Source organism: Acidisphaera sp. S103, assembly GCF_009765975.1.
Taxonomy (GTDB): Bacteria; Pseudomonadota; Alphaproteobacteria; order Acetobacterales; family Acetobacteraceae; genus Rhodopila.
This window is the reverse complement of the sequence record NZ_LMUJ01000051.1, coordinates 233,451-259,706: the sequence shown is the minus strand read 5'-3', so window position 1 is coordinate 259,706 and position 26,256 is coordinate 233,451. Positions and strand designations below refer to the sequence as shown.

At 63.6% G+C, this 26,256-nt stretch carries 24 protein-coding genes; 10 read left to right on the top strand and 14 right to left on the bottom strand.

The window, feature by feature from the left end:
- Window positions 1-47 precede the first annotated feature (47 nt).
- On the top strand, window positions 48-800 hold the full coding sequence (locus tag GSQ89_RS15640; RefSeq protein ID WP_158926739.1) for a 2-keto-4-pentenoate hydratase: 753 nt from the start codon (window positions 48-50) through the stop codon (window positions 798-800).
- Window positions 801-1,033: 233 nt separating this feature from the next.
- A complete protein-coding gene (locus GSQ89_RS15635; RefSeq protein WP_158926737.1) occupies window positions 1,034-1,933 on the top strand; it encodes a hypothetical protein in 900 nt (299 codons plus the stop codon).
- Here the strand turns inward: GSQ89_RS15635 and GSQ89_RS15630 are convergent.
- The gene (locus GSQ89_RS15630; protein WP_158926735.1) at window positions 1,910-2,146 is read right to left on the bottom strand and encodes a DUF6471 domain-containing protein; all 237 of its coding nucleotides are present in this window, start codon (window positions 2,144-2,146) and stop codon (window positions 1,910-1,912) included. The two genes, GSQ89_RS15635 and GSQ89_RS15630, sit on opposite strands and share 24 nt — an antisense overlap.
- 108 nt (window positions 2,147-2,254) lie before the next feature.
- Between GSQ89_RS15630 and GSQ89_RS15625 the strand changes: the two genes are divergently transcribed.
- Window positions 2,255-3,235, top strand: a complete 981-nt coding sequence (locus tag GSQ89_RS15625) for an IS1595 family transposase (protein ID WP_158926733.1) — start codon at window positions 2,255-2,257, stop codon at window positions 3,233-3,235.
- Window positions 3,236-3,300: 65 nt separating this feature from the next.
- Here GSQ89_RS15625 and GSQ89_RS15620 read toward each other — a convergent pair whose 3' ends face one another.
- The 3 genes from GSQ89_RS15620 to GSQ89_RS15610 all read right to left on the bottom strand — a co-directional run bounded on the left by GSQ89_RS15620 (window position 3,301) and on the right by GSQ89_RS15610 (window position 4,567).
- A complete protein-coding gene (locus GSQ89_RS15620; RefSeq protein ID WP_158926731.1) occupies window positions 3,301-3,450 on the bottom strand; it encodes a hypothetical protein in 150 nt (49 codons plus the stop codon).
- 12 nt (window positions 3,451-3,462) lie between these two features.
- Window positions 3,463-3,987 (bottom strand): hypothetical protein, encoded by a 525-nt coding sequence (locus GSQ89_RS15615; RefSeq protein ID WP_158926729.1) that lies wholly within the window; start codon window positions 3,985-3,987, stop codon window positions 3,463-3,465.
- 274 nt (window positions 3,988-4,261) lie between these two features.
- Window positions 4,262-4,567, bottom strand: coding sequence for a hypothetical protein (locus tag GSQ89_RS15610; RefSeq protein ID WP_158926727.1), 306 nt, complete (start codon window positions 4,565-4,567; stop codon window positions 4,262-4,264).
- Between the two features lie 430 nt (window positions 4,568-4,997).
- Here GSQ89_RS15610 and GSQ89_RS15605 point away from each other — a divergent pair, with 430 nt between their 5' ends.
- The 3 genes from GSQ89_RS15605 to GSQ89_RS15595 all read left to right on the top strand — a co-directional run bounded on the left by GSQ89_RS15605 (window position 4,998) and on the right by GSQ89_RS15595 (window position 7,578).
- Window positions 4,998-6,029, top strand: coding sequence for a zinc-binding dehydrogenase (locus tag GSQ89_RS15605; RefSeq protein ID WP_254073224.1), 1,032 nt, complete (start codon window positions 4,998-5,000; stop codon window positions 6,027-6,029).
- Window positions 6,030-6,034: 5 nt separating this feature from the next.
- Window positions 6,035-6,928: a lipid A biosynthesis lauroyl acyltransferase gene (locus GSQ89_RS15600; RefSeq protein ID WP_216856188.1), complete on the top strand. Its 894-nt coding sequence runs from the start codon at window positions 6,035-6,037 to the stop codon at window positions 6,926-6,928.
- Window positions 6,929-7,161: 233 nt separating this feature from the next.
- Complete coding sequence (locus tag GSQ89_RS15595) at window positions 7,162-7,578, top strand: hypothetical protein (RefSeq protein ID WP_158926725.1); 417 nt, start codon at window positions 7,162-7,164, stop codon at window positions 7,576-7,578.
- A 3-nt stretch (window positions 7,579-7,581) separates the two neighbouring features.
- On the opposite strand, the gene GSQ89_RS15590 is transcribed toward GSQ89_RS15595, so the two are convergent.
- The 9 genes from GSQ89_RS15590 to GSQ89_RS15550 all read right to left on the bottom strand — a co-directional run bounded on the left by GSQ89_RS15590 (window position 7,582) and on the right by GSQ89_RS15550 (window position 22,465).
- On the bottom strand, window positions 7,582-9,273 hold the full coding sequence (locus tag GSQ89_RS15590) for an AMP-binding protein (protein ID WP_158926723.1): 1,692 nt from the start codon (window positions 9,271-9,273) through the stop codon (window positions 7,582-7,584).
- 28 nt (window positions 9,274-9,301) lie between these two features.
- Window positions 9,302-10,201 carry a 3-hydroxyisobutyrate dehydrogenase gene (gene mmsB / locus GSQ89_RS15585; protein WP_158926721.1) on the bottom strand — a complete coding sequence of 300 codons (900 nt, stop codon included), beginning with the start codon at window positions 10,199-10,201 and terminating at the stop codon, window positions 9,302-9,304.
- A gap of 2 nt (window positions 10,202-10,203) precedes the next feature.
- On the bottom strand, window positions 10,204-10,662 hold the full coding sequence (locus GSQ89_RS15580; RefSeq protein WP_158926719.1) for a DUF3237 domain-containing protein: 459 nt from the start codon (window positions 10,660-10,662) through the stop codon (window positions 10,204-10,206).
- A 208-nt stretch (window positions 10,663-10,870) separates the two neighbouring features.
- Complete coding sequence (locus GSQ89_RS15575) at window positions 10,871-11,041, bottom strand: hypothetical protein (protein ID WP_158926717.1); 171 nt, start codon at window positions 11,039-11,041, stop codon at window positions 10,871-10,873.
- 183 nt (window positions 11,042-11,224) lie between these two features.
- Window positions 11,225-12,370 carry an ISAs1 family transposase gene (locus GSQ89_RS15570; RefSeq protein WP_174254876.1) on the bottom strand — a complete coding sequence of 382 codons (1,146 nt, stop codon included), beginning with the start codon at window positions 12,368-12,370 and terminating at the stop codon, window positions 11,225-11,227.
- A gap of 409 nt (window positions 12,371-12,779) precedes the next feature.
- Window positions 12,780-14,255 (bottom strand): efflux transporter outer membrane subunit, encoded by a 1,476-nt coding sequence (locus GSQ89_RS15565; RefSeq protein WP_254073223.1) that lies wholly within the window; start codon window positions 14,253-14,255, stop codon window positions 12,780-12,782.
- A gap of 158 nt (window positions 14,256-14,413) precedes the next feature.
- Entirely contained in the window at window positions 14,414-17,701 is a 3,288-nt protein-coding gene (locus GSQ89_RS15560) for an efflux RND transporter permease subunit (protein ID WP_158926715.1), read from the bottom strand.
- On the bottom strand, window positions 17,698-20,799 hold the full coding sequence (locus tag GSQ89_RS15555; RefSeq protein ID WP_158926713.1) for an MdtB/MuxB family multidrug efflux RND transporter permease subunit: 3,102 nt from the start codon (window positions 20,797-20,799) through the stop codon (window positions 17,698-17,700). The genes GSQ89_RS15560 and GSQ89_RS15555 overlap by 4 nt, the downstream gene beginning before the upstream one ends.
- A 196-nt stretch (window positions 20,800-20,995) precedes the next feature.
- Entirely contained in the window at window positions 20,996-22,465 is a 1,470-nt protein-coding gene (locus tag GSQ89_RS15550) for an MdtA/MuxA family multidrug efflux RND transporter periplasmic adaptor subunit (protein WP_158926711.1), read from the bottom strand.
- A 304-nt stretch (window positions 22,466-22,769) separates the two neighbouring features.
- Between GSQ89_RS15550 and GSQ89_RS15545 the strand changes: the two genes are divergently transcribed.
- Window positions 22,770-23,333, top strand: coding sequence for a hypothetical protein (locus GSQ89_RS15545; RefSeq protein WP_158926709.1), 564 nt, complete (start codon window positions 22,770-22,772; stop codon window positions 23,331-23,333).
- Between the two features lie 54 nt (window positions 23,334-23,387).
- Here GSQ89_RS15545 and GSQ89_RS15540 read toward each other — a convergent pair whose 3' ends face one another.
- Entirely contained in the window at window positions 23,388-24,035 is a 648-nt protein-coding gene (locus GSQ89_RS15540) for a hypothetical protein (RefSeq protein WP_158926707.1), read from the bottom strand.
- Window positions 24,036-24,290: 255 nt separating this feature from the next.
- On the opposite strand from GSQ89_RS15540, the gene GSQ89_RS15535 reads away from it, so the two are divergent.
- The 3 genes from GSQ89_RS15535 to GSQ89_RS15525 form a co-directional block, all read left to right on the top strand.
- Window positions 24,291-24,929: a carbon monoxide dehydrogenase subunit G gene (locus GSQ89_RS15535; protein ID WP_158926705.1), complete on the top strand. Its 639-nt coding sequence runs from the start codon at window positions 24,291-24,293 to the stop codon at window positions 24,927-24,929.
- The gene (locus tag GSQ89_RS15530) at window positions 24,929-25,828 is read left to right on the top strand and encodes a MoxR family ATPase (protein ID WP_158926703.1); all 900 of its coding nucleotides are present in this window, start codon (window positions 24,929-24,931) and stop codon (window positions 25,826-25,828) included. Before GSQ89_RS15535 ends, GSQ89_RS15530 begins: the two co-directional genes overlap by 1 nt.
- A 98-nt stretch (window positions 25,829-25,926) precedes the next feature.
- On the top strand, window positions 25,927-26,256 hold a 330-nt coding region (locus GSQ89_RS15525; RefSeq protein ID WP_216856187.1), incomplete at its 3' end, for a DUF29 family protein.

Here is a 26,256-nt window from a genome sequence, read left to right as displayed (position 1 = left end):
GGTAGGCGAGCGGCCCGAGGCTGACAAGCGCCTGAGGAGAGGAAACCATGAACAACGACAGCCTGATCGAGGCCTTCTGGCAGTCCCGGCAACAAGGCGTTTACTTCCCGCCGGCGTATTTCGGGAAACTCACCGTCGACCAGTCCTATGCCATCCAGCTTGGTCTGATCGAACGCCGCCGCGCCGCCGGGGAGCGGCAGATCGGCTGGAAAGTCGGGCTGACGGCGCCGGCGATCCAGCAGCAGTTCGGCTTTCATGAGCCGGTGTTCGGCTGTGTGCTGGACAGCAAGCCGTCGGGGCATGTCTTCGCCCCCACGGACCTGATCGCGCCGGGGTTTGAGAACGAACTCTGCATGCGCCTGCGTGTCGATCTGTCGGGCACGGTCAATTTGGACGAGGCACGCGCGGCGATCGACGTCGTCTATCCATCGCTGGAAATCATCGAGACGCGCGGTCCGTTCACCGAACAGATCGCCCTCGCGCTGGCGGACAACGCGCAGCAGAAGACGGTTATCCTGGGATCGCCCGTAGCGCTGCCCGCCGACCTGACGACGATCGAGGCTCGTGTGACGGTGAACAACCAACAGGTCGGAACCGGGACCGGCGACGCGGTTCTCGGCAATCCGCTGAATTCGATTGTGTGGTTAGCGGCGAAATTGGGTGCCTACGGCAGACGCCTGAAAGCCGGGGAAATCGTCATGACCGGGTCGTTCACGCGGCAGTTCCCGATCGCCCCTGGTGACAAGATCGAAACGGTATTTTCGGGCGTGGGAACAGTGAAAACCGCGATGTCGGCCTAAATCCTCGCGGGAATCGGCTGGCCCACGCACGGGCCAGCCAACTCCCTACCTTCGGACGATGATGATCTTGACTTTTACGCGGTATTATGTATCAGCCGCCACCGAGACCGGAATGGTCTCGGCGATGCAATTACCGTGCCGAGTTGCCACATTCTCAACGTGGCGCTCGTGCCTCGCTTCCGACGCCCGATCCCGAACGAAGGAGGGTGCGGTGAGTTAGGGTGGTGCGCCCCTTGGCATGGGCGGCGGTGGCCGCGTTAATCATTTGGGCAATCTTCGTCAGCGCAGTTGTGCCGGGCGTTTACGCCGTCGCAGGGAATGAGTTCAAAACCAAGGTCAATTCGTCTATTATCCCACCAAACTTGGTAGCAATATTCGAGCCTGTGACTGGCGCCAAAGACGTCATCGTAGGTGGCTTTGCCAAATATGAAAAACCAGTACCTGATATCATCGGATCGTCCCGTGTTGCGGTGGTCAAGGCTCTTCAGTGCGGATGCCGCTGTCTCGCACCCGACCATCGTTTGTTCTGTGTCGGGGCCAATGAAAGCTGGGGAGTCCCCTCCTGGCCAGCGGCTAAAGTCCAGTTCCTTCCCCATAATTTCATCGTGGCAATTGCTTCGTATAATCAAATGTTTAGCTTCAGTTGTGCCGTTGCTACGCCATGTATAAAGCCATTTGATAAGGATATCGTCCCCAAATGGTTCCGTTCTTCTGTCCAGATTTTTAAGAAAGACAAAAGCGCGCGTATTGGCTTGCATGGCATCCGCTTGGCGGTTCAATTGGATGATAGTTTTGTCAGTCTGCGCCCCAGCCTTTTGCAGTTCCCACCATTGGAAGCCAGCGACTACGGTGCTTATCACGGTCGCCGCAACGAGAGCGCGGGTCCACCAGACAAGCTTACTGGTCCAATCCCCAAGGTCTGGATCGCGTATATGTATGGGGTTGGCTGCGTCACCCTTCTTTGGTGTGCGTGGTGTTGCCTCGGCAAGGTCATTTTCTACGCGCCCGGACGAAAGCCGCAACGATGGGACTACGCCAAGCGGATGATCTGGTTTGTCGTTGCTTGCATCTTCGTTTTCCACGCGATCTCTTTTCTATCCTACGATCATCTACGTCCAATCTTCCAACCGTAGCGTGTGTGCGCCGATCGCGCGCATGACGGCAAAAAGAAACCATGCCGGGAATGCCCCACGGTTGATCTTTACCGTGACCGATCCTTCCGTCTCCGGCAATCCCATTTCGGTTAAGCGCCGAGCCAGCTCCGCATACCCCACATCAGCCCGCTTTAGTTCAGCCTTGAGGTGCCGCTTGGCGTGATCTGCCCACTTGTCGCTGGTGCCTGCCATTAGATTCCTCACACTTTTGAACGAAACCTAACATAAGCGTTCGTTTTTCCCTTGCAAGGCTTCGTTAGAAAGCTTACATATCCGTTCGTCAACTAACGGATGTGAATGATGCCCACCCACTTCCTCCTCTCAGCCAAAGCCCGGACGCTCTCACTGGCGACCGTGATGCGGATGACGGACGAAGAGGCCGAGACGGTGTTCCGCTCCGTTCGCTGGACCGATGGAAAGGCCGTTTGCCCGCACTGCGGTTGCCCCACGGTCTATGAGTGCCGCCGTCCGTCCGGTGCGCTCCGGTTCCGCTGCAAGGCTTGCCGGAAGGATTTCTCCATTACGTCCGGCACCCTATTTGCCTTCCACAAGATGCCGCTGCGGACCTACCTCGCGGCCATCGCGATCTTCGTCAACGAGGTCAAAGGCAAGTCCGCCCTGGCGATGTCCCGTGACCTGGACGTGCAGTACAAGACGGCATTCGTCCTGTCGCACAAGCTGCGGGAGGCCATGGCTTCGGAACTGAAACGCATGCACCTCGGCGGCGACGGTGAGACGGTCGAGGTCGATGGTGGGTACTTCGGTGGCTATGTGAAGCCTGCCAACCGGAAAGAGAACCGCCGCGACCGTCGCCTCGCGAAGAACCAGAACGGCAAGCGCCAGGTGGTGGTCGTGGTCCGCGAACGCGGCGGTTCAACCCTGCCGGCCGTATTCAAGTCCGAAGGCGCGGCACAGTCCTGGATTGCCTCGCGGGTCGCACGCGGCACCAAGATCGTAGCAGACGAAGCCGGGTCCTGGAACGGTCTGGAGGCTCGCTATCAGGTGGACCGGATCGACCATTCGCAGGCTTATAGCCTGGACGGCATCTATTCCAACGGTGCCGAGTCCTACTTCTCCCGCCTGCGCCGGGCCGAGATCGGGCATCACCACCACATCGCGGGCGCCTATTTGGTCCGGTATGCCCAGGAAAGCGCGTGGCGTGAGGATCATCGCCGGGTCGCCAACGGGGTGCAGGTTAAGGCCGTGGCGACGCTGGCGATGGCAGCGCCGGTGTCGGTGGACTGGTGCGGGTATTGGCAGCGGGCGAAACGGGCGGCTTAGCGAGGACCGACGCACAAAAAAATGGCCACCGTTCGGTGGCCATTTCATCAGCTTGATCAGCCAAATTATGCGGCTTCGAGTTCTTTTTCAGGGACAATCTCGGCTTGCTGCTTCCAGTTCGACACAAAGCAGGACATTTTCAGAAGATCTGACCCCATCTCATGCGTCGCCCTGAGGGCTGCATCGTAGATCATTTGTTCTGTTTTCTTATCCATTTCGAGACTTCCTTATAATCCAAGGTGTAGCCAATTACCTTGGAGAGAGACGTTGAACGGGAGGGGCATTCCTGTCAAGGCGCCCACAAATCGCTTACCAAAGGCGCGATCAGCGTGATTGTAGAGATAGACTTTCATCTCCTTGCTCGGCAAGGGTCCACCAATTAACTTCAAACCCCCGGTCACGATGCCAGTGAACACGCGAGCGTGATCATTTATCGGGTTTGCCGACCATTCATACCGAGGTGCAAGGCGATTCCATGTCATTCGCAGCATCGGCTTAGGAGATTTTGGGAACGCGTGGTTTACGTGTACAAAAGCTTCATAAGGTGGCTTCCCTCCGCCCATCCCATCCGGCGAACAGAGGATATACACCCCATACGTTTTGTCAGGTTGCAATTGCGCTTCATACGTTCGTACCGCGTCCAATGCCGACTTGGGTATTTTTTGAGACGCAAGTTGGCGATCCCATTCGGTGATAACATTAGCCATGAGCTGGTTGGCGGGCGAAGCTAGAACAAGATTGAGGTTTGACATGGCAGGTTTGCGGGGCGCCGAGAAATAAGGCGGTCGGAATAACCGCTCCCCCCGTAGGGGTCAACAAAACTGTCACGGACGCGTGATAAAATTTAGCGCCTTGACGCAACGGACACCTTGGCTGATCTCGATTTGCTTTACGGTTCAATGGCGAATTTGCCCGTGAGCAATATCACAGCCGGCCCAAACAAATTAGCTCCAAGGAATTAATGAATGATGAACAGCAGCAACGCTACCCCGCGAATTCCGCGTCAATAACCGCGAATCCCGCCCGTCAGCCGTCCTGCCTCAGCATCCAAAGTCGCGCCCGGTGCGCGCCCGACCGGATAACCCGGCCTTCCCGAGTGAGCCGAATCATCGTCAGCCGGACGCGGCTCAGCACGCTGGCAGTCACCTCAATCCCCTTGGCCTTGGCGATCTCTTGCGCCACGACACCAGCGGATACCGGCGCTTCGGCCCGGCGCAGCGCGCGAACGCAAAGCCGCGTCATTTCGCCATGCTTGAAATCCGGTAGCCGGTAATGCCGCTGGATGCCTTTGATGGCGGTGGGGTTGATCCCGGAATCTAGGAGGCGAAGCATCCTATCCACGGCGTATAGATCGCTACGGAGTTGCTTCAGCTTGCTCCGGGCGAGCGCTACCTCACCAGCCAGGTAAGCCCGGCGCTTGGTCAGGTTGCCAGTTACGATTGATGTGCCCATACCGTATATGGTAGGATGATAGGGTTAGAAAGGCTTCTATCGTGTGGTGGCGGCTGCTACATAATACCGCTTTTACGCCAATCTTCACCACTATCCTCGGTAAGAGCTTGAGATGTCGTACCATCGCAGTCTCCTCGAGTAAGCCGGCCGGGCCAATTCCCGGCCGGTTTTTTCGTATTAGGCGCGATCGGTAAACGACTCGTTAATTCACGCGGCCATCGGCGACGGATTCCAGCGGCGGCAGGGGATTGCCCTGACGGCAAACCCTGCTTACTGGGCACCCGATGCAACCCTTCAGGACCCTCGCCGTATGGCCATGATCCGAGCGCTTCAGCTTCTCGCCGACAAGGATGTCGCGCTGACGGAGCGCGACGCCCCCCCTGCCCCCGGCCCGAACGAAGTCCAACTGCGGGTCCATGCGGTTGGGCTCAACCACATCGACGTCTGGGGCCTGCGCGGCATGGCGTTCGCCAAGCGGCTCTACCCGCTGACCGTCGGCGCCGAGGCATCGTGTGAGGTCACCGCCATCGGCGAGGGCGTCACGAACGTAAGCCCCGGGGACCGGGTGGTGCCGTTCGGGGCATTCACCTGCGGCACCTGCCCCGCCTGCCTGCGCGGACGCGACAATCTGTGTGAGAACGTCGCCGGCGTGCGCGGCTTTCATGTCGACGGGTTCGCCCAGGACCTGACCAACCACCCGGCTCGGCTGCTGGTCAAAATCCCCGACGGTGTTTCCATGCGCGACGCGGCCTGCGTCGCCGTTGCCTACGGCACGGTGGAGCACATGCTGTTCGACAACGCTCACCTGGAACCCGGGGAGACCATCCTGGTGCACGCCGGCGGGTCCGGCATCGGCAGCATCGCCATCCGCATCGCCAAGTCGATCGGCTGCACCGTCATCACGACCGTGGGTTCGGCCGACAAAGCCGCGAAAGCCGCGGCGCTCGGCGCCGACCACGTCATCAACTACCGCGAGGACCGATTCGAGGGCGTGGTGCGCAAACTGACCAAAAAGCGCGGTGTCGATGTCGTCTTTGAACACACCGGCGCCGACACCTGGGCCGGGTCGTTGCTGTCGATGAAGCGCGGCGGCCGGCTGGTCACCTGCGGTGCGACCTCCGGCCCGATCGGCAACCTGAATCTGATGCAGTTGTTCCAGCAGCAATACCGCATCACCGGGTCCTTCGGCGCACCGATGTCGGCGCTGGCGCGGGCACTGGACCGGATCGCCTCCGGCGTGCGGCCGGTGATCGATACGGTCTACAGCCTGGCCGAATTCCGAGCCGGCGTGGAGCGGCTGGAAACCCGTGACGTGTTCGGCAAGATCCTGGTCGAACTCTGACCCGCGTGCGACGCCAACTGAACCTTTACGGCGAGCGCATCCTCGGCCGCCTGGTCAAATGGCTGATCCGGCTGCTGCGGCGCGCCGATCCGGATCGCACGTCGGATTTCTGCGGCAGCGCGGCGCGACGGATCGGTCCCTGGTTGCCGGCACACCGGATCGGCCAGGCCAACCTGCGCGCCGCTTTTCCCGATAAGGACACAGCCTGGATCGAGGCGACACTGCGGGATGCGTGGGAAAACCTCGGCCGCGTCGCCGGCGAGTATGTGCATATGGCCCGCATCTGGGACTTCGATCCAGCCCATCCCGATACCGGCCGTATTCAGACCGACGACGCGTGGCTGTTCGACCAGTTGCGTCTCGACGGTCAGCCGGCGCTGTGCTTCGCCGCCCACCTGGCAAACTGGGAATTGCCGGCCATCGCGGCGGCGGCGCATGGACTGCCCTCCGCCGTGGTCTACCGCATGCCGAACAACAAGGCGGTGGCGCGGGAGATCGTCCGTATACGAGCCCCGCTGATGGGCCGGTTGATCCGCACCCGCGCCCAGGCGGCGCTGGAGATGGCCGCGGCACTGTCCGCCGGCGAGCATCTCGGCATGGTTGTGGATCAGCATTTCTCCCGCGGCGTGGACGTCGTTTTCTTCGGCCGCCAGTGCAAGGCCAATCCATCCGTCGCCCGCCTCGCCCGGCGTTTCGACTGCCCGGTGGTCGGCGTCCGAGTTGTCCGTCTGCCGGATCACCGGTTTCGCATCGAAGGTTTCGGACCATACGATCTGCCGCGGGATCAGGACGGACAGGTCGATGTCACTGCCGCGACACAGATGATCACCACGATCATCGAGGGATGGGTTCGGGAAAATCCTGGGCAGTACCTGTGGTTCCACCGCCGCTGGCGCTGATCAGCCTTACAGCATGATCGCCCGACACATCAGCCTCGTCATGGCCCGGCGGCCAATCTGGGCCATCTGCCACGAAGGATGCTGGATCAAATGGACCGGACTTCGCCGGTCCATGACGAGGCAACAGACGGCCTCGATGACGCCCGGTATAACAGTTCATTAACTATACGCGCCTCGATTTCACCACGCCGGCGGTGTAATCACCAGTCCGCCTGCTCAGGAGGTCGTTGCCCATGCGTGCCGTCATTCTCTCTGTCCCATTGCTGGTCGCATGCTCCGTGTGTGCCCTTGCGGCCAATCCGACATCCGATGGCGCCAGCAACATCAATGGCCAGGACACCCAATCCCCCATCGCCCCAGCGCTGCCGGAGCCGAACCTGGTGGAAGGGGCGCGTCCGTCCGATGCGTTACGCGCCGCCCAAGGAGCTTTGGCGGCCGGCCGCACCGGTGAGGCACAGGCTGCGTTGGAGATGGCCGAGACGCGGATGCTCGACCGATCCGTCGCGCTAGGACAGACCGGCAGCCCAAGCGACAATCCGACGGTCGGGCAGATCTCGCGAGCACTGCAGGCCTTGGCAGGCAACGATCGCGCGACCTCCATGCAATGGCTCCAGTCCGCGCTCGGGTCAGCGACAGCCCAAGGGTTGTGACGCCTATCGGGCCGTCAGTTCCGGAAAATCCTCCTCGCGGAATTCCGCCTGCTCACGCGTGCCCTCCCTGGCCCGCTGATTTTCCATCTGCCTGAGTTCCACACGGCGGATTTTGCCGGAGATCGTCTTCGGCAGGTCGTAGAACTCCAGCCGGCGCACGCGCTTGAACGGCGCCAACCGGACGCGCAGATGCTGGAAGATCGACAATGCCGTCGCCCGATCCCCGGTCGCGCCCGCCACCAAGGCGACATAGGCCTTCGGGACCGCCAGCCGCATCGCGTCAGGGGCGGGAACGACGGCTGCTTCGGCCACCGCCGGGTGCTCGATCAGCACGCTTTCCAGTTCGAACGGACTGATGCGGTAGTCGGATGCTTTGAACACGTCGTCCGCTCGCCCGACATAGGTCAGGTAGCCATCCGTATCGCGGGACGCGACATCACCTGTGCGATAGGCGGTGCCAGTCAGGGCGGCGATCGACCCATCATCCTGCTGGTAGCCTTGCATCAACCCGGCGGGCGGCGGATTCAACGCGAGGGACAACTCACCTTCCTCGGCTTCATGATCGTCGGGATCCAGCAGCAACGTCCGGAACCCTGGCAACGGGCGCCCCATCGAGCCCGGCTTGATCGGCTGTCCAGGCGGATTGCCGACCTGGGCACTGGTCTCGGTCTGGCCGTAGAAATCGCGGATGGTCAGCCCCCAGGCGGCTTTCACCTGGTCGATGACCTCCGGGTTCAGCGGCTCCCCTGCACCCAGCACTTCGCGCAGACTGTGCTGCACGGATTTCAGATCTTCCTGGATCAGCATGCGCCACACCGTCGGCGGCGCGCACAAGGTCGTTACTTTATTGGCGGCGATCGTGTCCAACATCGCCCGAGCGTGGAACCGCCCCTGGTTGGCGATGAACACCGCCGCGCCCGCGATCCATGGGGCAAAAAAACAGCTCCACGCATGCTTCGCCCAGCCGGGCGACGACACGTTCAGGTGGATATCGCCCTGCAGCAGCCCCAGCGCATACATCGTGGAGAGGTGCCCCACAGGGTAGGTGCGATGCGAGTGCAGCACCAGCTTCGGCTTGGCCGTCGTGCCGGACGTGAAATACAGCAGCAGCGGATCGTCAGCCCTGGTTTCGCCGTCGGGGATAAATTCGGCCTGGGCCGCGAGCAATTCATCGTAGCGGGTCCATCCCGGTACCGGATCGCCAACGGCGATACGGGTCAGCCGCGGATCGAGGCCATCGAATTTACCAGTCTCCGACGACGTCGTAACAACATGCCGCGCTCGGCCACGATCGAAACGATCGGCAAGGTCGTTGGCAGCCAGTAATGTCGTCGCCGGGATGACGACAGCCCCCAGCTTCATCGCCGCCAGCATCACCTCCCACAGCGGCACGACGTTGCCCAGCATCAGAAGGATACGGTCGCCACGCTTGACCCCGAGATGACGCAGGCCGTTGGCCACCCGGTTCGATCGTTCGGACAGTTCGGCGAAAGTCAGTCGGGCGGCGCCGTCGCCGACAATGATCAAGGCAGGAAGATTGGCGGTTTCACCCCGAGCCAGTTCGCCATCGAACCAGTCGAGTGCCCAGTTGAAGTTTTCCATCTCCGGCCAGCGGAAATCGCGGTAGGCGGTCGCATAATCGGTGCGATGCGCCAGCAGGAAATCGCGGGCCGCCTTGAATGCCGCCGCTTTCATTGGTTGCTCCCCTCCCCGAACCGCTGGCTCAATGCCGTTTTTGTTGCGCCAGCCAGCGGAATACGACCGAGAAATCCTTGCCGCCGTCGCCCTGATCGACCACCTGCTGGTAGAAACTCAAAGCCTTTGCCGCCAGGGGCGTAGGTGAGCCGGCCGCCTCGGCCGCGGCCTGCGACAGCTTCACGTCCTTCACCATCAGCGCGGCGGCAAAACCGGGGGCGTAATCGCGGTTGGACGGCGCGGCGGGGACCGGGCCGGGCGCCGGGCAGTAATTCGACAGCGCCCAGGAATTGGCTGTGGCGGTCGCGCATATCTGGTGCAGCTTGTTCCAGTCCAGACCAAGCTTCTCCGCCAGCAGGAAACCCTCCGACACCCCGACCATGTTGATGGCGAGCATCATGTTGTTGCAGATCTTCACCGCCTGCCCTGCGCCCGGCCCACCGGCATGGAAGATGTTCTTGCCCATCGCCTCCAGCACCGCCTTACCGCGGGTGAACGCGTCCTCGGTGCCGCCGACCATGAAGGTCAGCGTGCCGTTCTGCGCGCCGGCCGTTCCGCCGGAAACTGGCGCGTCCAGCATCGCCAAACCGGCTGTCTCGGCCGTAGCAGTCACGGTGCGGGCGCTCTCCACGTCGATGGTCGAACAGTCGATCAGCAGCGGATGGGCGTCCTTGGTGACATCGATCAGGCCACCCTGATTCAGATAGACGTCCCGCACATGCTCGCCGGCCGGCAGCATGGTGATGACGACCGAAGCGCCCGCCACGGCCTCGGCTGCGCTTTTGGCGACTTTGCCGCCAGCCTTGCCCAGGGCGTCCAGCGCCGCTGGATTGAGGTCAAAGCCAGAGACGGTATGGCCGGCCTTCACCAGATTGGCCGCCATCGGGCCGCCCATGTTGCCGAGACCGATAAACCCGATTGTCGCCATGATCAGAGCACCTCGAAGATGTCGTAGATGGGGCCTTCCGGCGGCCGACTCCCCGTGCCGATACCAAAAACCTTGTTGAGCCAGGCGTATTTCGGCGCGGCCGTCTCGAACGTTACGACGGTGCGGAAGTAGTACTCGGATGGATCGACCGGTTGGCCGCTGTTGACCTTCTCCATCACCGCCGCGGGGCCGTGGCGCAGGCCTTTGTAGGTCAGGCCGATGGCAGCGCCGTCGTCGGTTTGCAGAACGATGCGGACGTCGAGCGTCGTTACGCCGTCAGGGCGGCCGATGATCCAGTCTGCGCCGCCGGGCAGCACGGTGCCACGCAGTTTCGGCCCCTCGAAGGTGCCCCCTGCGACCAGGCCGATGCGGCGATTGCCGGACGGAGTCTCGCCGATCGGCTGCATGCCGTTCACGGCGAGCTTGAGGGTCAGCAGATGTTGCGTGCGTATCTCGGCCATATGGCTTCCTCCGGTTGGCGGGGCGGATCAGACCCGATCCGGGGTAGGGAGACAAGGGTGGGGTTTCCGGCACAGAGCCATTGTCGCCGGGGATGTTATCCTGGTCTGAATCCAGTCGCGGCATCCGGCAAACGCTGGAAATGCAGGCCAACCTCGGATCGAGAGCCGATGCTACGACCGGGTGTTCCACCGGACCAACCAAACGTGCTCAACGATGCCGCGACAGGACGTCAGGCAGTTCCGTCATCGTCGCCTCGAAGGCGAGTACGTGGCTGGTTTCCATACCAAAACGAACCGTCCGCCCCGCCGTCGAATTCGGCCGGATAATCCGACTAATGATGGCGTTCGTATCCAGAACGATGCGTGGCTCGTCGCTCATTCAGCGAGAAATTTGGCCAGCTTTTCCTCGGTCATGCCGGCCGCCTCTGCCCGCTGTCCGATCCGGTCACAAAAGCGGGTAAGTTCCACGAGGTTGATAGCGCGAAGCCGCGGGTTGAGAGAACAACCGCGATATCGCGGTTCTGGCGGCGAATGGTGACCCAGGGGAATCGGGTGAAGTCGTTTACCGCGCGATGAGGCCTGCGAGGAAGTCGTCGTCCCAAGCGGCGACCTTGCGGCGCAGGCGGAGTGAGTCGTTGCTGGAAGCGGTGCGCAGAAGGTTGTGGGCCATGTGCTTGATGGTCGTAAAGTTAGCGGGGGCATGGTCGGTCCGCACGCGGCACTCGTCGTCGCGGAAGATCATATCCAAGACCCAGTGCAGGCTGTTCTCAATGGCCCAGTGGTTACGCACGACCGGTCCCATCAGGGCTGCGACCATCACCAGCGAGGTCAGGTAAAGCCGCATCTCGTGTTCGGTTTTTCCGTTGACTTCCCGGCTGCTCTCGACCACGACGACGGCCTTCAACCCTGGCCAGTCATGGCGTTCCCGCAGCCATCCGACATCATGGATCACCGTGGTGGCGCGGGTTTCGATACGGCCATGGTCGCCGTCGACGGTGGTGTGGCGGCTGACGTCGGTGTCGGCGAAGCCATTGGCCCTTTGTTCCGTGACAAAAACCTCGACATCCTCGCGCAGCGATCCCTGGTTGCCTTTCAGCGCCAGGACATAGTCAGCTTTCTTGTCCAGCACCGCCGCGGCGATGGTGCGCTGGCACCCCATGGCGTCGATGGTCACGATTGCCCCGTCGATGGCGAGCATGTTCAACAACTTTGGGATCGCTATAATCTCGTTGGATTTTTCTGCCACTTTGACCTGGCCGAGCACAAGGCGCTGGCGGGCAGCAAAGGCCGAGACCATATGGATCGGCGCTTTGTCGCCCTTTTTATGGCCGGACCGGCGCACAGTCTTACCGTCGATCGCGATCACCCCCTCGGGAACCCCGGTCACCGAAGCGACCCACGCAACGAAACAGTGCTGGAACTGGTCCGCATCCAAGGCGGCGAAGATATCGCCGATCCGATCGTGCGGCGGCGTTCCGTCCTTAAACGGGCGGAAGCGACGCAGGAGGGCAAGCTTTTTCTCGCCAAACCGGGCCATGTCGGTGACGGTTTCGGCCCCGGCGAGGGTGGCGAGTAATGCTAACAGCAACACCTCGTCGAGCGGATAAACCACCTTGCCAGGCTGCCTAGTATCCGTCAGGTCCTCGAAATAGCCGAGAAAGGCAGTCGCCTCGAAAATCTCGCCACCATCCTGTGCCGAAGCGTCCATCGTTGTCCCCTATGAAGCGAATCGAGGGATCGTATGGATTCAGCCCTTTAGCCGTTTGTCACCTACTCCTTCGCCCGATTGCCCTGCAACGGAACCCACGGACGCTTGAGAGTCCCGCCAACAGCACGCATGATAACGTCCTTCATCATACCTGATTGGGAACGAACCGGCGGCCGACATCCTCGGCGCGGCGCACCCAAAAGGCTAAAGCATGGACACGCTGACAGCGGCGCTAGAGCGTTTTCACCCTAACTGTGCAGGGTGAAAACGCTCTAGCTCTTTGTTTGATCGCATGATTCACGCGCTCTGGACGTCCCGCCCAGCGTGATCATGCTCTAAAGGTATTCAGCGACGCCGTGGAACCTTAGCACCGCTCCAAACTCGTCCGTCCGACCGGCGGCACCCCCGATCACGGGAACAATGAGTTTCCCGGCTTGATCTTCGCCGGCAGATCCGCCGTCGTCCATCCGCCGCCCACCGCCTCGATCAACGCCACGCTGGCGACCAGCCGGCTCTGCTGGACCGCCAGTGCCGTCTGCTGGTCCCCCAGCAGCAGCGTCTGTTCGGTGATCACGCTGGTGTAAGGAACCGTGCCGGCCTTGTACTGGTTCAGCGTCGCGTCCACCGCCCGGCGGGTGGAGTTCACCGCGGTCGCCTCCGCCTTGGCCTGAAGTTCCAGGATGCGCAGGTCGGACAGTGCATCCTCGACGCCCTGGAACGCTGTCAGGACGGTCTGCCGATAGGTCGCCACCGACGCGTCATATGTCGCCCGCGCCGCCATCACCGACGCGGAACGCAGCCCACCGTCGAACAGCGTCTCTGAAGCCGAGGCCCCCAGCGACCACACCTGGTTCGCCGTCGTGAATAGCTGCGACAGCGGATTGCCGGCGAAGCCGCCCAGCGCCGACAGTGAGATATCCGGATAGTAGGCCGCGGTCTGCACGCCGATCAGCGCATTCTCCTGCTGCATCGCCCGTTCAGCGGCGGCGATGTCCGGCCGCCGTTCCAGCAACGCGGACGGCAGGCCGGGCGGCACGACGGGCACGGCGGCGGCCAGCGGGGCGGGCGCGATGGTGATCTCGGCCGGCGCGTGGCCGGTCAGCATGGCGATTGCGTGCTCGAATTGCTGGCGTTGGACGCCCACCGCGATCAGTTGTGCCTCGGTCGACTGCAGCAGCGCCAGTGCCGTTACGTAATCGATGCTGGCTTGCGTGCCGGCACGATACTGGTTCTGGGTGATCTGCATCGCTCGGCGATAGGCGGCGACGGTTTCGGTCAGCAGTTGGGTCAGCGCGTCCTCGGCCCGCAGGTCGAAGTAATCGGTGGCCAGCGTGGCCTGGGCCGACAGTTTGGCGTTCGCGAGGTCCGCGGCGCTGACCTGGGCGCCGGCCACGTTGCTTTCGATCTGCCGCCGCACCTTGCCCCAGATATCCGGTTCCCAGGAAACGCTGCCGGTGATGCTGTACTCGGTGCCGCGGCCGCCACCGGATCCACCGGTGCCACCGCCGCTGGCCAGCGAGGAACCGCCGCCGCCCGACCCAAGACCGCTGCCGCCACCGCCGCCGCGGGTGACCGAGGGGGTGATGCCGATGGTCGGGAACAGGCCGGCCCGAGCCTCGCCGACCAGCGCGACGGCGTTGCGGTATTGCGCTTCGAATTGCTTCACCGTCTGGTTGGAGACATTGACCATGGCTTCCAGCCGGTCGAGTTCCGGGTCGCGGTAGACCGACCACCACGCGCCCTTGTCGATGGTGTCGGCGGGCTGGCTGATCTTCCAGCCGGCGAGTTCCTTGAATGCCGGCGCGGGCGGGGCGTCAGGCCGCTTGTAGTCCGGTCCGACCATGCAGCCGGTTAGCAGCAGGCAGGCACCGACAGTGTGCAACACCAATCGGCGTTGTTGCTGACCTTTCGATCGTCCTCGTCCGTCATGCCGACGAAGGTCGGCATCCACGCCTTCCACCCGTGAAAACACAGGCGTGGATGGCGGGCCTTCGCCCGCCATGACGGGTGCGCGATGGCGCCGATGGATCGGGCGGGTTTGCATTACTCGGCAGCCTCCGGTGCGGCCAGACCGGGAAAGGTCCGATACCATTGCCGTTTCGCGGCCAGCCGGAAACGATCGAGGTACAAATATACGACGGGCGTGGTGTAGAGGGTCAGCACTTGGCTGACCATCAGCCCGCCAACGATGGAAATCCCCAGCGGCCGGCGCAATTCGCCGCCGTCGCCGAAACTCAGCGCCAGCGGCAGGGCGCCCAGCATCGCCGCGCTGGTGGTCATCATGATCGGGCGGAAGCGCATCAGGCACGCCTCGAAAATGGCCTCACGCGGTTCCAGCTTCAGTGTGCGTTCGGCGTCCAGGGCGAAGTCGATCATCAGGATCGCGTTCTTCTTGACGATGCCGATCAGCAGGATGACGCCGATCGCGGCGATCAGGCTGAATTCGATGTTGAACAGCATCAGGAAGAGGATCGCGCCGATACCGGCCGAGGGCAGGGTGGACAGGATGGTGATCGGGTGGACGTAGCTTTCGTACAGCACGCCCAGCACGATGTAGATGGCGCCGAGCGCGGCCAGCAGCAGGATCGGTATGGTCTGCATCGATTCCTGGAAGGTGGCTGCCGTCCCCTGGAACGATCCATGGATCGATGCCGGCATGCCGATCTGCCGCATTGCCTGATCCACCGCGATGGTGGCGTCGCTCAGCGACTTGCCAGGTGCCAGGTTGAAGGAAATCGTGCTGGCAACGAACGACGACTGATGGTTCACCGCCAGCGCGGTGTTGCCGGGGCCGTAGGTGGTAAACGATGCCAGCGGGATCATGGTTTCCTTGCTGGTGCTGACCGCGGCGCCGGATGACGCGCTGCCCTTGCCGACATTCGCCAGCGCGTTGGTGGACGCATTGCGCGCGGAACTGGCGGCGATGCTTGCGGCCGTGTTGGCGGTGGTGGTCGTCGCCGAGGCGACCGTGCCGACCACCGCGTTGGTCGTCTGCGTGCCCGACGCTGATCCGCCGGCGGTGCTGACGTAGATATCCTTCAGCGTTTCCGGGCTTTGCCAGTAGCGCGGCGCCACCTCCATGACCACGTGGTACTGGTTCTGCGCGCTGTAGATGGTGGAGACCTGGCGCTGCCCGAACGCGTCATACAGCGTGTTGTCGATCTGGCTGGCATTGATGCCCAGGCGGCCGGCGGTGGTCCGGTCGATCACCAGGTCGGTTTCCAGGCCCTTCTGCTGCTGGTCGGAGTTGACGTCCCGCAGGATCGGACTGTGTTCCAATGCGGTGACCAACTTGGGCGCCCAGTCGTACAGATCGGCGGTGGTGTCCGCCTGCAGCGTATACTGGTACGCCGCGTTGCTCGACCGGCCGCCGACACGAATGTCCTGGATCGGCACCAGGAACAGCCGCGCGCCGGGCACGACGGAGAGCTTGCGCCGCAGCCGGCTCATGACCGTGTCGATGCCATCACGATCCGCCAGCGGTTTCAGCGCCACGAACACCGAACCGGTATTGGTCTGCGCCGCACCGCCGCCGCCGCCCGCGCCGGTGAAGCCGACGACGCTCTGCACCGCTGGATCCTCCTGCACGATGCGGGACAAATCCGCCAGCTTTCCCTGCATCGCCTGGAAGGAGATGCTCTGGTCGGCCTGCAGGCTGCCCATCATCCGGCCGGTGTCCTGCTGCGGGAAGAAGCCCTTGGGTACGACCACATACAGCGCGACGTTCAGCACCACCGCGGCCAGCAGCACCAGAATCACCAGCATCGGGTGCCGCAGCGACCAGGCCAGGGTGCGCCCGTACAGCGTTTGCACGCGGTCGAACAGCGTCTGCCGCTTGGGCAGCGACCGGTCGACGGGCTTCAGGAACAGCGCGCACATCATCGGCGTGGTGGTCAGCGAAATCGCCAGCGACACCATGATCGCCATCGACAACGTCACCGCGAATTCGCGGAACAGCCGTCCGACGATGCCGCCCATCAGCAGGATCGGCAGGAACACCGCGATCAGCGACAGGCTCATGGACACCACGGTGAAGCCGACTTCCTTGGCCCCGCGCAGCGCGGCCTGGACGCGCGGCATGCCGTCCTCCATGTGGCGGGAGATGTTTTCCAGCACCACGATCGCATCGTCGACGACGAAGCCGGTGGACACCGTCAGCGCCATCAGCGACAGGTTGTCCAGGCTGTAGCCCATCAGGTACATGGTTCCGAACGTGCCGATGATCGACACCGGTACCGCGATCGCCGGGATCAGCGTCGCCCTGGCGTTGCGCAGGAACAGGAACACCACCAGCGTCACCAGCGCGACGGAAATCAGCAGGGTCTTTTCCGTGTCGTGCAGGCTGGCGCGTATTGTCGTGGTGCGGTCGTTGGCGATCAGCAGGTTCATGTCCGCCGGCATGGCCGCCATCAACTGCGGGATCGCCGCTTTCACGCTGTCCACGGTGTCGATGATGTTGGCGCCCGGCTGGCGGAACAGGATGACCAGCACCGCCGGTTGGCCCTGCGACAGGCCGGCATTACGAAGATTCTCCACCGAGTCCTGCACGTCCGCCACGTCGGACAGCCGTATCGCGGCACCGTTGCGGTAGGCGATCACCAGGGGCTTGTAGTCGTCCGCGTGCGAGGCCTGATCGTTGGTGTAAAGCTGGTAGTGCAGCGTATCGGTGTCGATCGAACCCTTGGGGCTGTTGGCGTTGGCTGACGCCAGGGCGGCGCGCACGTCTTCCAGCCCGATGCCGTATTTGAACAGCGCGGTCGGGTTCAGTTCCACGCGCACGGCGGGCAGCGCGGCGCCGCCGATGATGACCTGGCCGATGCCGTCGATCTGCGACAGCTTCTGCGACAGCACGTTGGTCGCCGCGTCGTACATCTGGCCGCGGGTCAGGGTTTTCGACGTCAGCGCCAGGATCAGCACCGGGGCGTCCGCCGGGTTCACCTTGCGATAGGTCGGGTTGCTGCGCAGGCTTGTGGGCAAATCGGCCCGGGCGGCGTTGATCGCCGCCTGCACGTCGCGCGCCGCACCGTTGATGTCGCGATCCAGGCCGAATTGCAGGATGATACGGGCGGACCCGACCGAACTGGTGGACGTCATCTCGGTGACGTCGGCGATCTGGCCGAGATGGCGTTCCAGCGGGCTGGCGACGCTGGTGGCGACGGTTTCGGGGCTGGCGCCGGGTAACTGCGCCTGGACGGAAATCGTCGGGAAATCCACCTGTGGCAGCGGCGAGACCGGCAGTTTGAAGAACGCGAAAATGCCGGCCAGCGTGATCCCGATCGTCAGCAGGGTGGTGGCGACGGGACGGCTGATAAACAGGGCGGATAGGTTCATTCCGCCGGACTCGCTTCCGGCTTCTTGCCGCCCAGCCGCAAGGCGAGCCGGTCGAACATCAGGTAAATCACCGGCGTGGTGAACAAGGTCAGCACCTGGCTGACGATCAGGCCGCCGACGATCGCCACGCCCAGCGGACGGCGCAGCTCCGATCCGGTGCCGTTGCCCAGCATCAGCGGCAGCGCGCCCAGAAGTGCTGCCATCGTCGTCATCAGGATCGGCCGGAAGCGCAGCAGGCACGCCTGGTGGATCGCCTCACGCGGCGGCTTGCCTTCCTCGCGTTCGGCGACCAGCGCGAAGTCGATCATCATGATCGCGTTCTTCTTGACGATGCCGATCAGCAGGATGATGCCGATGATCGAAATCACGTCGATGTTGTCGCCGGCGATCAGCAGCGCCACCAGCGCCCCGGCACCGGCTGAGGGCAGCGTCGACAGGATCGTGACGGGGTGGATGAAGCTCTCGTACAGCACGCCCAGCACGATGTACATCGTCATCACCGCTGCCAGCACCAGGTAGAGTTCGTTGGACAGGGACGCCTCCAGGGCCGAGGCGGCGCCCTGGAAGGCGGTGACGAAACTTACTGGCAGGCCGACGTCTTTTTCCGCCTGGCGGATCGCCGTGACGGCGGCGCCCAGCGACGATCCCGGGGTGGTATCGAACGAAATCGTCGTCGCCGGGAACTGCGCGAGGTGGCTGATCTGCAACGGTCCCGGCTTCTGCTGGATGGTGACGATGGAACTCAGCGGCACCTGGCCGGTGGTGGAGGCGGATGACGGCAGCCAGATCGCCGACAGGGCGCTCAGTGATGTCTGGTCGGCCGGGTCGGCTTCCATGATCACGCGGTACTGGTTCGACTGCGTATAGATGGTGGAGATGATGCGTTGGCCGAACAGGTCGTATAGCGCGTTGTCGACCGTCGCCGGGGTGATGCCGAAGCGCGCCGCCGTCGCTCGGTCGATCACCAGGTTTGCCGTCAGGCCCTGTTGTTGCAAGTCGCTGGCGACGTTCGTCAGGTCCGGCAACTGGTTCAGCTTTGCCAGCAGCTTCGGCACCCATTCGGTGAAGGCCGACAGGTTGGGATTTTCCAGCACGAACTGGTACTGCGTGCGGCTGACCGAGGCGTCGATCGTCAGGTCCTGCACCGGTTGCAGATACAACTGCACGCCCTGCACGTTGGCGGTTTCCTGCTGCAACCGAGCGGCGATCTCGGTGGCGTTGAGGCTGCGGTCGTCCTTCGGCTTCAGGTTGATCAGGAACCGGCCGCTGTTCAGCGTGGTGTTGCTGCCGTCGACGCCGATGAAGGAACTCAGACTGGAAACGTCGGGGTCCTTCAGGATTGCGTCGGCCAGCGCCTGCTGATGCGCCGCCATGGCGCCGTAGGACGTGGTTTCCGCTGCAACCGAGATGCCCTGCAGCAGGCCGGTATCCTGCACCGGGAAGAAGCCCTTCGGCACCACGGTGTAGAGCAGGACGGTGACGCCCACGGTGATGAGCGCCACGAGTAAGGTCAGCGGTTGATGATCCAGCACCACGTTCAGTGCTTTGTCATAGCGGCCGATGATCCAGTTGAAGCCGCGTTCAGCCTTCAGGTCGAATTTGCTGCGTGCCGCGTCCGGCCGGTGGTGCAGCAGCTTGGCGCACATCATCGGCACCAGGGTCAGCGACACGATGGCCGAGATGACGATGGTCACCGACAGGGTGATGGCGAACTCATGGAACAGTCGCCCCACCACGTCGCCCATGAACAGCAGCGGGATCAGCACCGCGATCAGCGACACGGTCAGCGAGATGATGGTGAAGCCGATCTGCTCGCTGCCCTTCAGGGCGGCCTGGAGCGGTGATTCGCCGGCCTCGACGTAGCGGGAGATGTTCTCGATCATGACGATCGCATCGTCGACCACGAAGCCGGTGGAGATGGTCAGCGCCATCAGCGACAGGTTGTCGAGGCTGAATCCCAGCATGTACATCGCCGCCAGGGTGCCGACCAGCGACAGCGGCACCGACAGGCTGGGGATGATCGTCGCCGGAATGTTGCGCAGGAACAGGAAGATCACCGCCACCACCAGCGCGATCGCCAGCCCAAGCTCGAACTCCACGTCGGAGACCGAGGCCCTGATGGTGTTGGTGCGGTCGGTCAGCACCGCGACGTCGACCGCGGACGGCAGAGTGGCCTGCAACTGCGGCAGCAGTGCTTTGATATTGTTGACCACCTGGATGACGTTGGCGCCCGGCTGGCGCTGCACGTTCAGGATCACCGCCGGCGTTTTGTTGGCCCAGGCACCAAGCTTGGTGTTCTCCGACCCGTTGATGACCTTGGCGACGTCCTTCAGGAGCACCGGCGCGCCGTTGCGGTAGGCGATCACCAGGTCGAGGTAGTCGTTCGGGTCGCTGATCTGGTCGTTGGCGTTGATCGTGGTCGATTGCGCCGGGCCGTCGAAATTGCCCTTCGGTGTATTGACGTTCGCATTGCCCAGCGTCGTGCGCAGATCATCGATGTTCAGCCCGTAGGCGGCCAGCGCCCGTGGGTTGATCTGGACCCGCACCGCCGGCGTCTGCCCGCCGCTGATGCTGACCAGCCCGACGCCCGGCTGCTGCGAGATCTTCTGCGCCAGGCGGGTGTTCGCCGAATCCTCGACCTCGGTCAGCGGCAGCGTCTTGGAGGTCAGCGCCAGCGTCAGGATCGGCGCATCCGCCGGGTTGACCTTGGCGTAGATCGGCGGCGCCGGCAGGTCGGACGGCAGCAGGTTGCCGGCCGCGTTGATCGCCGCCTGCACCTCTTGCTCCGCCACGTCCAGATTGACGTCCAGGCCGAACTGCAAGGTGATCAGCGAGGCGCCGGCCGAACTGGTGGAGAACATCTGGTTCAGGCTGGGCATCTGCCCGAACTGCACCTCCAGCGGGGAGGTAACGGAGGACGTCATGACCTCCGGGCTGGCGCCGGGGTAGAAGGTCTGCACCTGGATGGTGGGGTAATCGACCTCGGGCAGGGCGGAGATCGGCAGGAAGCGGTAGGCGACGATGCCGACCAGCAGGATCGCGGCCATCAGGAGCGTGGTGGCGACCGGGCGGAGGACGAACGGGCGGGACGGGCTCATGCGGGTAAGCCCTTACCGTCATGGCCGGGCGTGTCCGGGCCGTCCGCGCTTCGTCCGCCGGTGCGAAGATGGCCGGGACGCGCCTGGCCATGACGGTAAGGGCGCGTTCCGCTCCAAGCATCCTGTCCGCCGCGACGGACAAGGCGTGATGCGTTCCGAATACCCGGCCCGCCCATCAGCACATTCACGCCGGGCGTCATTGTGCTTGCGTCTGGCGGTGGCGTTTGTGCTGAGCGGAGGGGTCCGCCGGCTGGTCTGGCGTCGCGGCGGGTGGCGTTTGACCAGTCGGTGTCTGACCAGCCGGTGTCTGACCAGCCGGCGTCTGGCCAGCCGGCGTTTGAGCAGCCGGCGTTTGACCAGCCGGCGTTTGAGCAGCCGGCGTCTGGCCCGGCGCCGTTCCGGCCGGCTGGGTTCCGGCCGCCGCTGGCGCCGCCCCGGCCCCCGGTTTCGCAGCCGGCAACGTCACTGCCGCGCCGTCGCGCAGCCTGTCGGTGCCGTCCGTCACCACCCGATCGCCGGGGTTGAGGCCCGACGTCACCGCCTCGAACCCGCCATCCGTCGGCCCAACCTTGATCGGGCGCACCGAGACCGTGTTGTTGGCGTTGATCAGATAGACGAACGTCCCCGGTTCCCCGCGCTGCACCGCCGGCACCGGCACGCGCACGGTGTCCTTCATGGTGTTCACCAGCAGCCGGGCGTTCACGAACTGATTGGGATACAGTTGCTCATCGGGGTTGGTGAACATCGCCCGCAGCTTGAGTGTGCCGGTAGTTGTGTCGATCACGTTGTCCAGCGTGCCGAGTTGCCCAGTCGCCAGCAGGCGCGTGTTCGCCCGGTCATACGCCTCGACACTCAGCGTCGCGCCGGATCGGACCTGCTTGATGATGTCGGGCAGGTTGTCCTCCGGCACCGAAAACAGCACCGAGATCGGCTGCATCTGGGTGATCACCACGACGCCGCTGGTGGTGGAGGTCTGGATGTAGTTGCCCTGATCGACCTGCCGCAGCCCGACCTGGCCGTCGATCGGCGAGATAATATGGCAATAGGCCAGGTTCAGCTTCGCCGTATCCACCGCCCCCTGATCAGTCTGCACGATGCCGATATCCTGCTGGACCAGATACCTCTGGTCGTCCAGCTGCTGCTGCGCGATCGAATCCTGCCGGCCTAGCGTCTGGAAGCGTTTCAGGTCGGCCTGTGCCTGCGCCAGCAATCCCTGGTCCTTCGCCAGCGTGCCCTGAGCCTGCTCCAACGCCGCCTGATACGGGCGCGGGTCGATCTGCGCCAGGAAGTCGCCCTTCTTGACCATCTGGCCTTCGTTGAAGCCGATCTGCTGCAACTGGCCGTTGATCTGGGTCAGCACCGTCACCGTGTCGAGCGACGTCACCGTGCCAAGCTCATTCAGAACAATGCGGATGTCGCCCTTGTCGATGGTGGCAAAACCGACCGGCTGCGGCGCGCTTTGCGCGCCACGCTTGGAGGTCGCCGTTTGCGGTGCCTGTTTGGCGCTGTGCTGCGTCCACAGATACCAGCCGCCGCCGATCAGCCCGGCGGCGATCAGGCCGGTCAGGATCCAGTAGCCGCCACGGGAGTGGTGCACCACCGGAGTTACGCGCGACGCAGGATCGGGGGCTCGTTTGGTTTCCGTCCGGTCAACACGTTCGTCCATGAATGCTCGGGTCCTTGGGTCGGTTAGGGGCGGCTGCCGGCTGATGGCCGGTTACCCGATTAAGCGCCGGAAGTGGCGCCAACAAGGCACAGGCTTGTTATGTTACGCTACTTTTTCGTTCGTTACAGGCGGACACCACGATGCCGGCCGCGCACGAGCCGCATCGCGGCCGCGCTGCGTACGACCCGCACGCGGCGCGGTTAAACAAAAATCCACGTTGCGGACGATACCGTGACAGGTGGCCGGATTATAGTCGGTCCTGTCGATGCTAACGATTGTACGTTCAACAGTGAGGGAGACTGTGATGCGAGTAGCGCTTCTGACCGGTGCCGCGGCGATCGTGCTGGCGGGATTGACCGGCATGGCAACGGCCCAGACGGTGACAAATCCCGCGCAAACCCATGTTTTGAACGTCCGCCTGCCGAACGGCCAGGTTGAGCAAATCCGCTACACGGGCGATGTGCCGCCGACGGTGATGCTAGCCCCGGATGCCGCCATGGACACCGTGATGCCGGCCTTCGGTCCTGGTTCCCCGTTCGCCATGCTGCAGCGGATGTCTGCGGATATGGACCGCCAGGCCGCGGCGTTGTTCCATGATGTCGGTGCGATGCCAATGAACGTGGGGCCGATGAACGCGGGCGGGTTCGGGGTCATTCCGGCGATGTCCGGACCGGGCGTGTGCATGCGCAGCGTCCAGGTCACGTTCACGGGCAACGGCCAGGCGCCGCATGTCGTGTCCCAGACCAGCGGCGATTGCGGTCCCGCCCACGGTTCGGCGGCCCCCGTGATGCTGCCGAGCGCGCCGGTGCGACACGGGGTGGCGCCGGACGTCATTCTGGCGAAGGCGGACACGCGCACGCCGGGGTGACCTCCCGCTGACGGTTCGGGGCGATGCGGCCCCACACCGTCCCGTCGGTTGTGTCTACACGCTGATGTTGGTCAGCGAGGACGTGGCCGAACTGTCCAGGCCGTACTGTGAGTTGGCGCTGTAGGCCGAGAGTGCGAATTGCTGCTGGATGCCGTCGGTGTAACCGGACGCCGCGCCGCCGGCGTTGCCGGTGCCGGTATTTGTGCCGGTGTTGGAGATGGCGTTGTCCCATGGTGGCGGGCCGGATGGTGGCCCGGTGACAGCCCCCGGCTGCGTTGTTGCGGAAGCCGAGGCGGTCGTCAGCGGGTTTTGCGACGTGGTTCCGGTGCCCGAGGTCGTTGTTCCGGTCAGGGCCGATATCAGCGACTGCATATCGGTCAGGATCTGCGAGTCCAGGCTGCTTGCATCCGGCGCCGCGGCGGTCGAGCCGGTGGCTGTCGTGGTGCCCTGGCCAGTGCCCTGCGTGGCGGTGGCCGACCCGTTGCCCAGGCTGCCGAACGTGATCAACGCCAGGGACGTCCCGTCCGACAGCGCGCCCGACGTGCCACCGCTTGACGGGCCATTGCCCGCCGAACCGGGGGATGAAGCGGCCACGGCCGTCGGATCCCAGGCACTGGTTTGGCCAGACGATGAACTGGGCGGCGGCTGATAGGCATTGAGCTGTGCCCACCGCTCGTTTTGCCCGGAGATAGAGATCGACACGTTGGATACTCCTTCGCCGACAAGTGGCCCCCGGCGTGACGCACGTTTCGCGCCAACGGTGGCTGATTGAAAAGATTGGATATTGTTTCCCAAAAGGGCGGCATTTTTTGCCGGATGGTTGATGTCGGTGGGCAAAACCTGCCGCTCGAGTCGCTGCTCAGGCGGCCCCACGTGCCGATCCGCCGGCGAGGGTCGGTTGCATGGCCGCGACCCTGCCGGTAACGTCCGCCGCGCTTAGCAAAGGATGGATTTCGCATGGACATGACGGGCGAACGACGCATTCCGGCGCCGAGGCAAATCGTTTGGGAGGCGCTCAACAACCCGGAGGTGCTGAAAGTCAGCATACCCGGCTGTGAGAGCCTGGAGAAACTGGACAACGACCAGATGAAGGCGACCGCCGCGGTCAAGGTCGGCCCAATCTCCGCCAGGTTCAATGGCAAGGTGCAGTTGTCCGATATCGACCCGCCCAACGGCTACCGGATCAGCGGTGAAGGCCAGGGCGGTGTCGCCGGCTTCGCCAAGGGCGGCGCCAATGTCAGCCTGACCGACGACGGGGCCGACACGCTGCTGAGCTACACGGTGAACGCCCAGGTCGGCGGCAAGCTGGCGCAACTCGGCGGCCGGCTGATCGATGCCACAGCGAAGCAGATGGCGGACGCGTTCTTCGACCGCTTCAGCGCGCAGGTGCAGGCGCTTTCCCCCGCCGCCGCCGAACCGGCCACGGCCCAGGTTGAAACCGCTGTTGCCGCGCCCGCGTACGTGCCGCCACCGGAATCTTCCGTCTCGATCTGGGCGCTGATCCCCGATGAGCCGTTCGGCCTGCCGGTCGCCGCCTGGATCGGTGGCGGGGTGTTCGTCATCCTGGCCCTGTTTATGCTGGGAAGCATGCTCTAGTGACGGCTTTGCCTGTTACGGTCGCCGACACCGCAAAGCTGCTCTCCGACAACGGCTACATCGCCGATCTGGAACTGGCCACCACGGTGCATCTGGCGCTGACCATGCAGCGTCCGCTGTTCCTGGAGGGCGAACCGGGCACCGGCAAGACCGAGATATCCAAGGTGCTGGCCGCCGGCCTGAACCGGCGTCTGGTGCGGCTGCAATGCTACGACGGCATGGACCTGTCCGCCGCGGCGTATGAGTGGGATCACGCCCGCCAACTAATGGCCATTCGCCTCGCCGAGGCCGCCGGCCAGACCGACCGCGACGAACTGTCCCGCGACATCTACACGCGCGAATTCCTGCAGGCTCGGCCGTTGCTGTCGGCGATCGATCCCGCCCTGCCGCCGGCGGTGCTGCTGATCGACGAACTCGATCGGGCCGATGAGCCGTTCGAGGCGTTTCTGTTGGAACTGCTGGCCGATTTCCAGATCACGGTGCCGGAGTTCGGCACGGTGCGCGCGGCGACCCGTCCGGTGGTGATCCTGACGTCGAACCGCACGCGGGAGGTGCATGACGCGATCCGCCGCCGCTGTCTGTACCATTGGGTCGACTACCCCGATGCGACCCGCGAACGGGCGATCCTGGCGGCGAAGGCCCCCGACGTGCCGGATCGCCTGGCGCAGCAGGTGGTGAACTTCGTCCAACGCCTGCGCGGCGAGGAGTTGTTCAAGCTGCCCGGCGTGGCCGAGACGATCGACTGGGCGCAGGCGCTGACCTACCTGAACAAGACCGAACTGACGGCCGGAGACGTGGACGAGACGCTGGGCGTGCTGCTGAAGTACCAGGACGATATCGCCAAGGTCCGCGGCGCCGAAGCGGCTCGGCTGGTGACGGAGGTCGCGGTGGCGGGGTAGGGGCCTTGATCCTATGCACGCGGGAGCGGGTGGTTCTTAACGGGTAAGTGGCGCTTTCTTCGCCACGTCGCTACAGTGACGCGGGTCAGGAGATGACGATGGCTGACGCCGATCTTTACGATATTGATATATTTGCCTGGTCCGAGCAGCAGGCCGATGTGTTGCGTCTGTTGGCAGAACGGCGGGATCTGCCGAACGCCCTGGATCTGTCCCATGTCGTGGAGGAAATCGAGGACGTGGGACTGAACCAGCTGCATGCAGTCAATAGTTTCATCTACTTGATCCTGTCGCATGCCATCAAATGCTGGGCCGACCCGAACGCCAGAAGTCTGCTGCACTGGCACGCGGAAATCGGCAATTGGCAGACCGAACTGGCCAGGCGGCTGACCGCCAGCATGCGAAACAAGATTGATCTGAATCGTGAATGG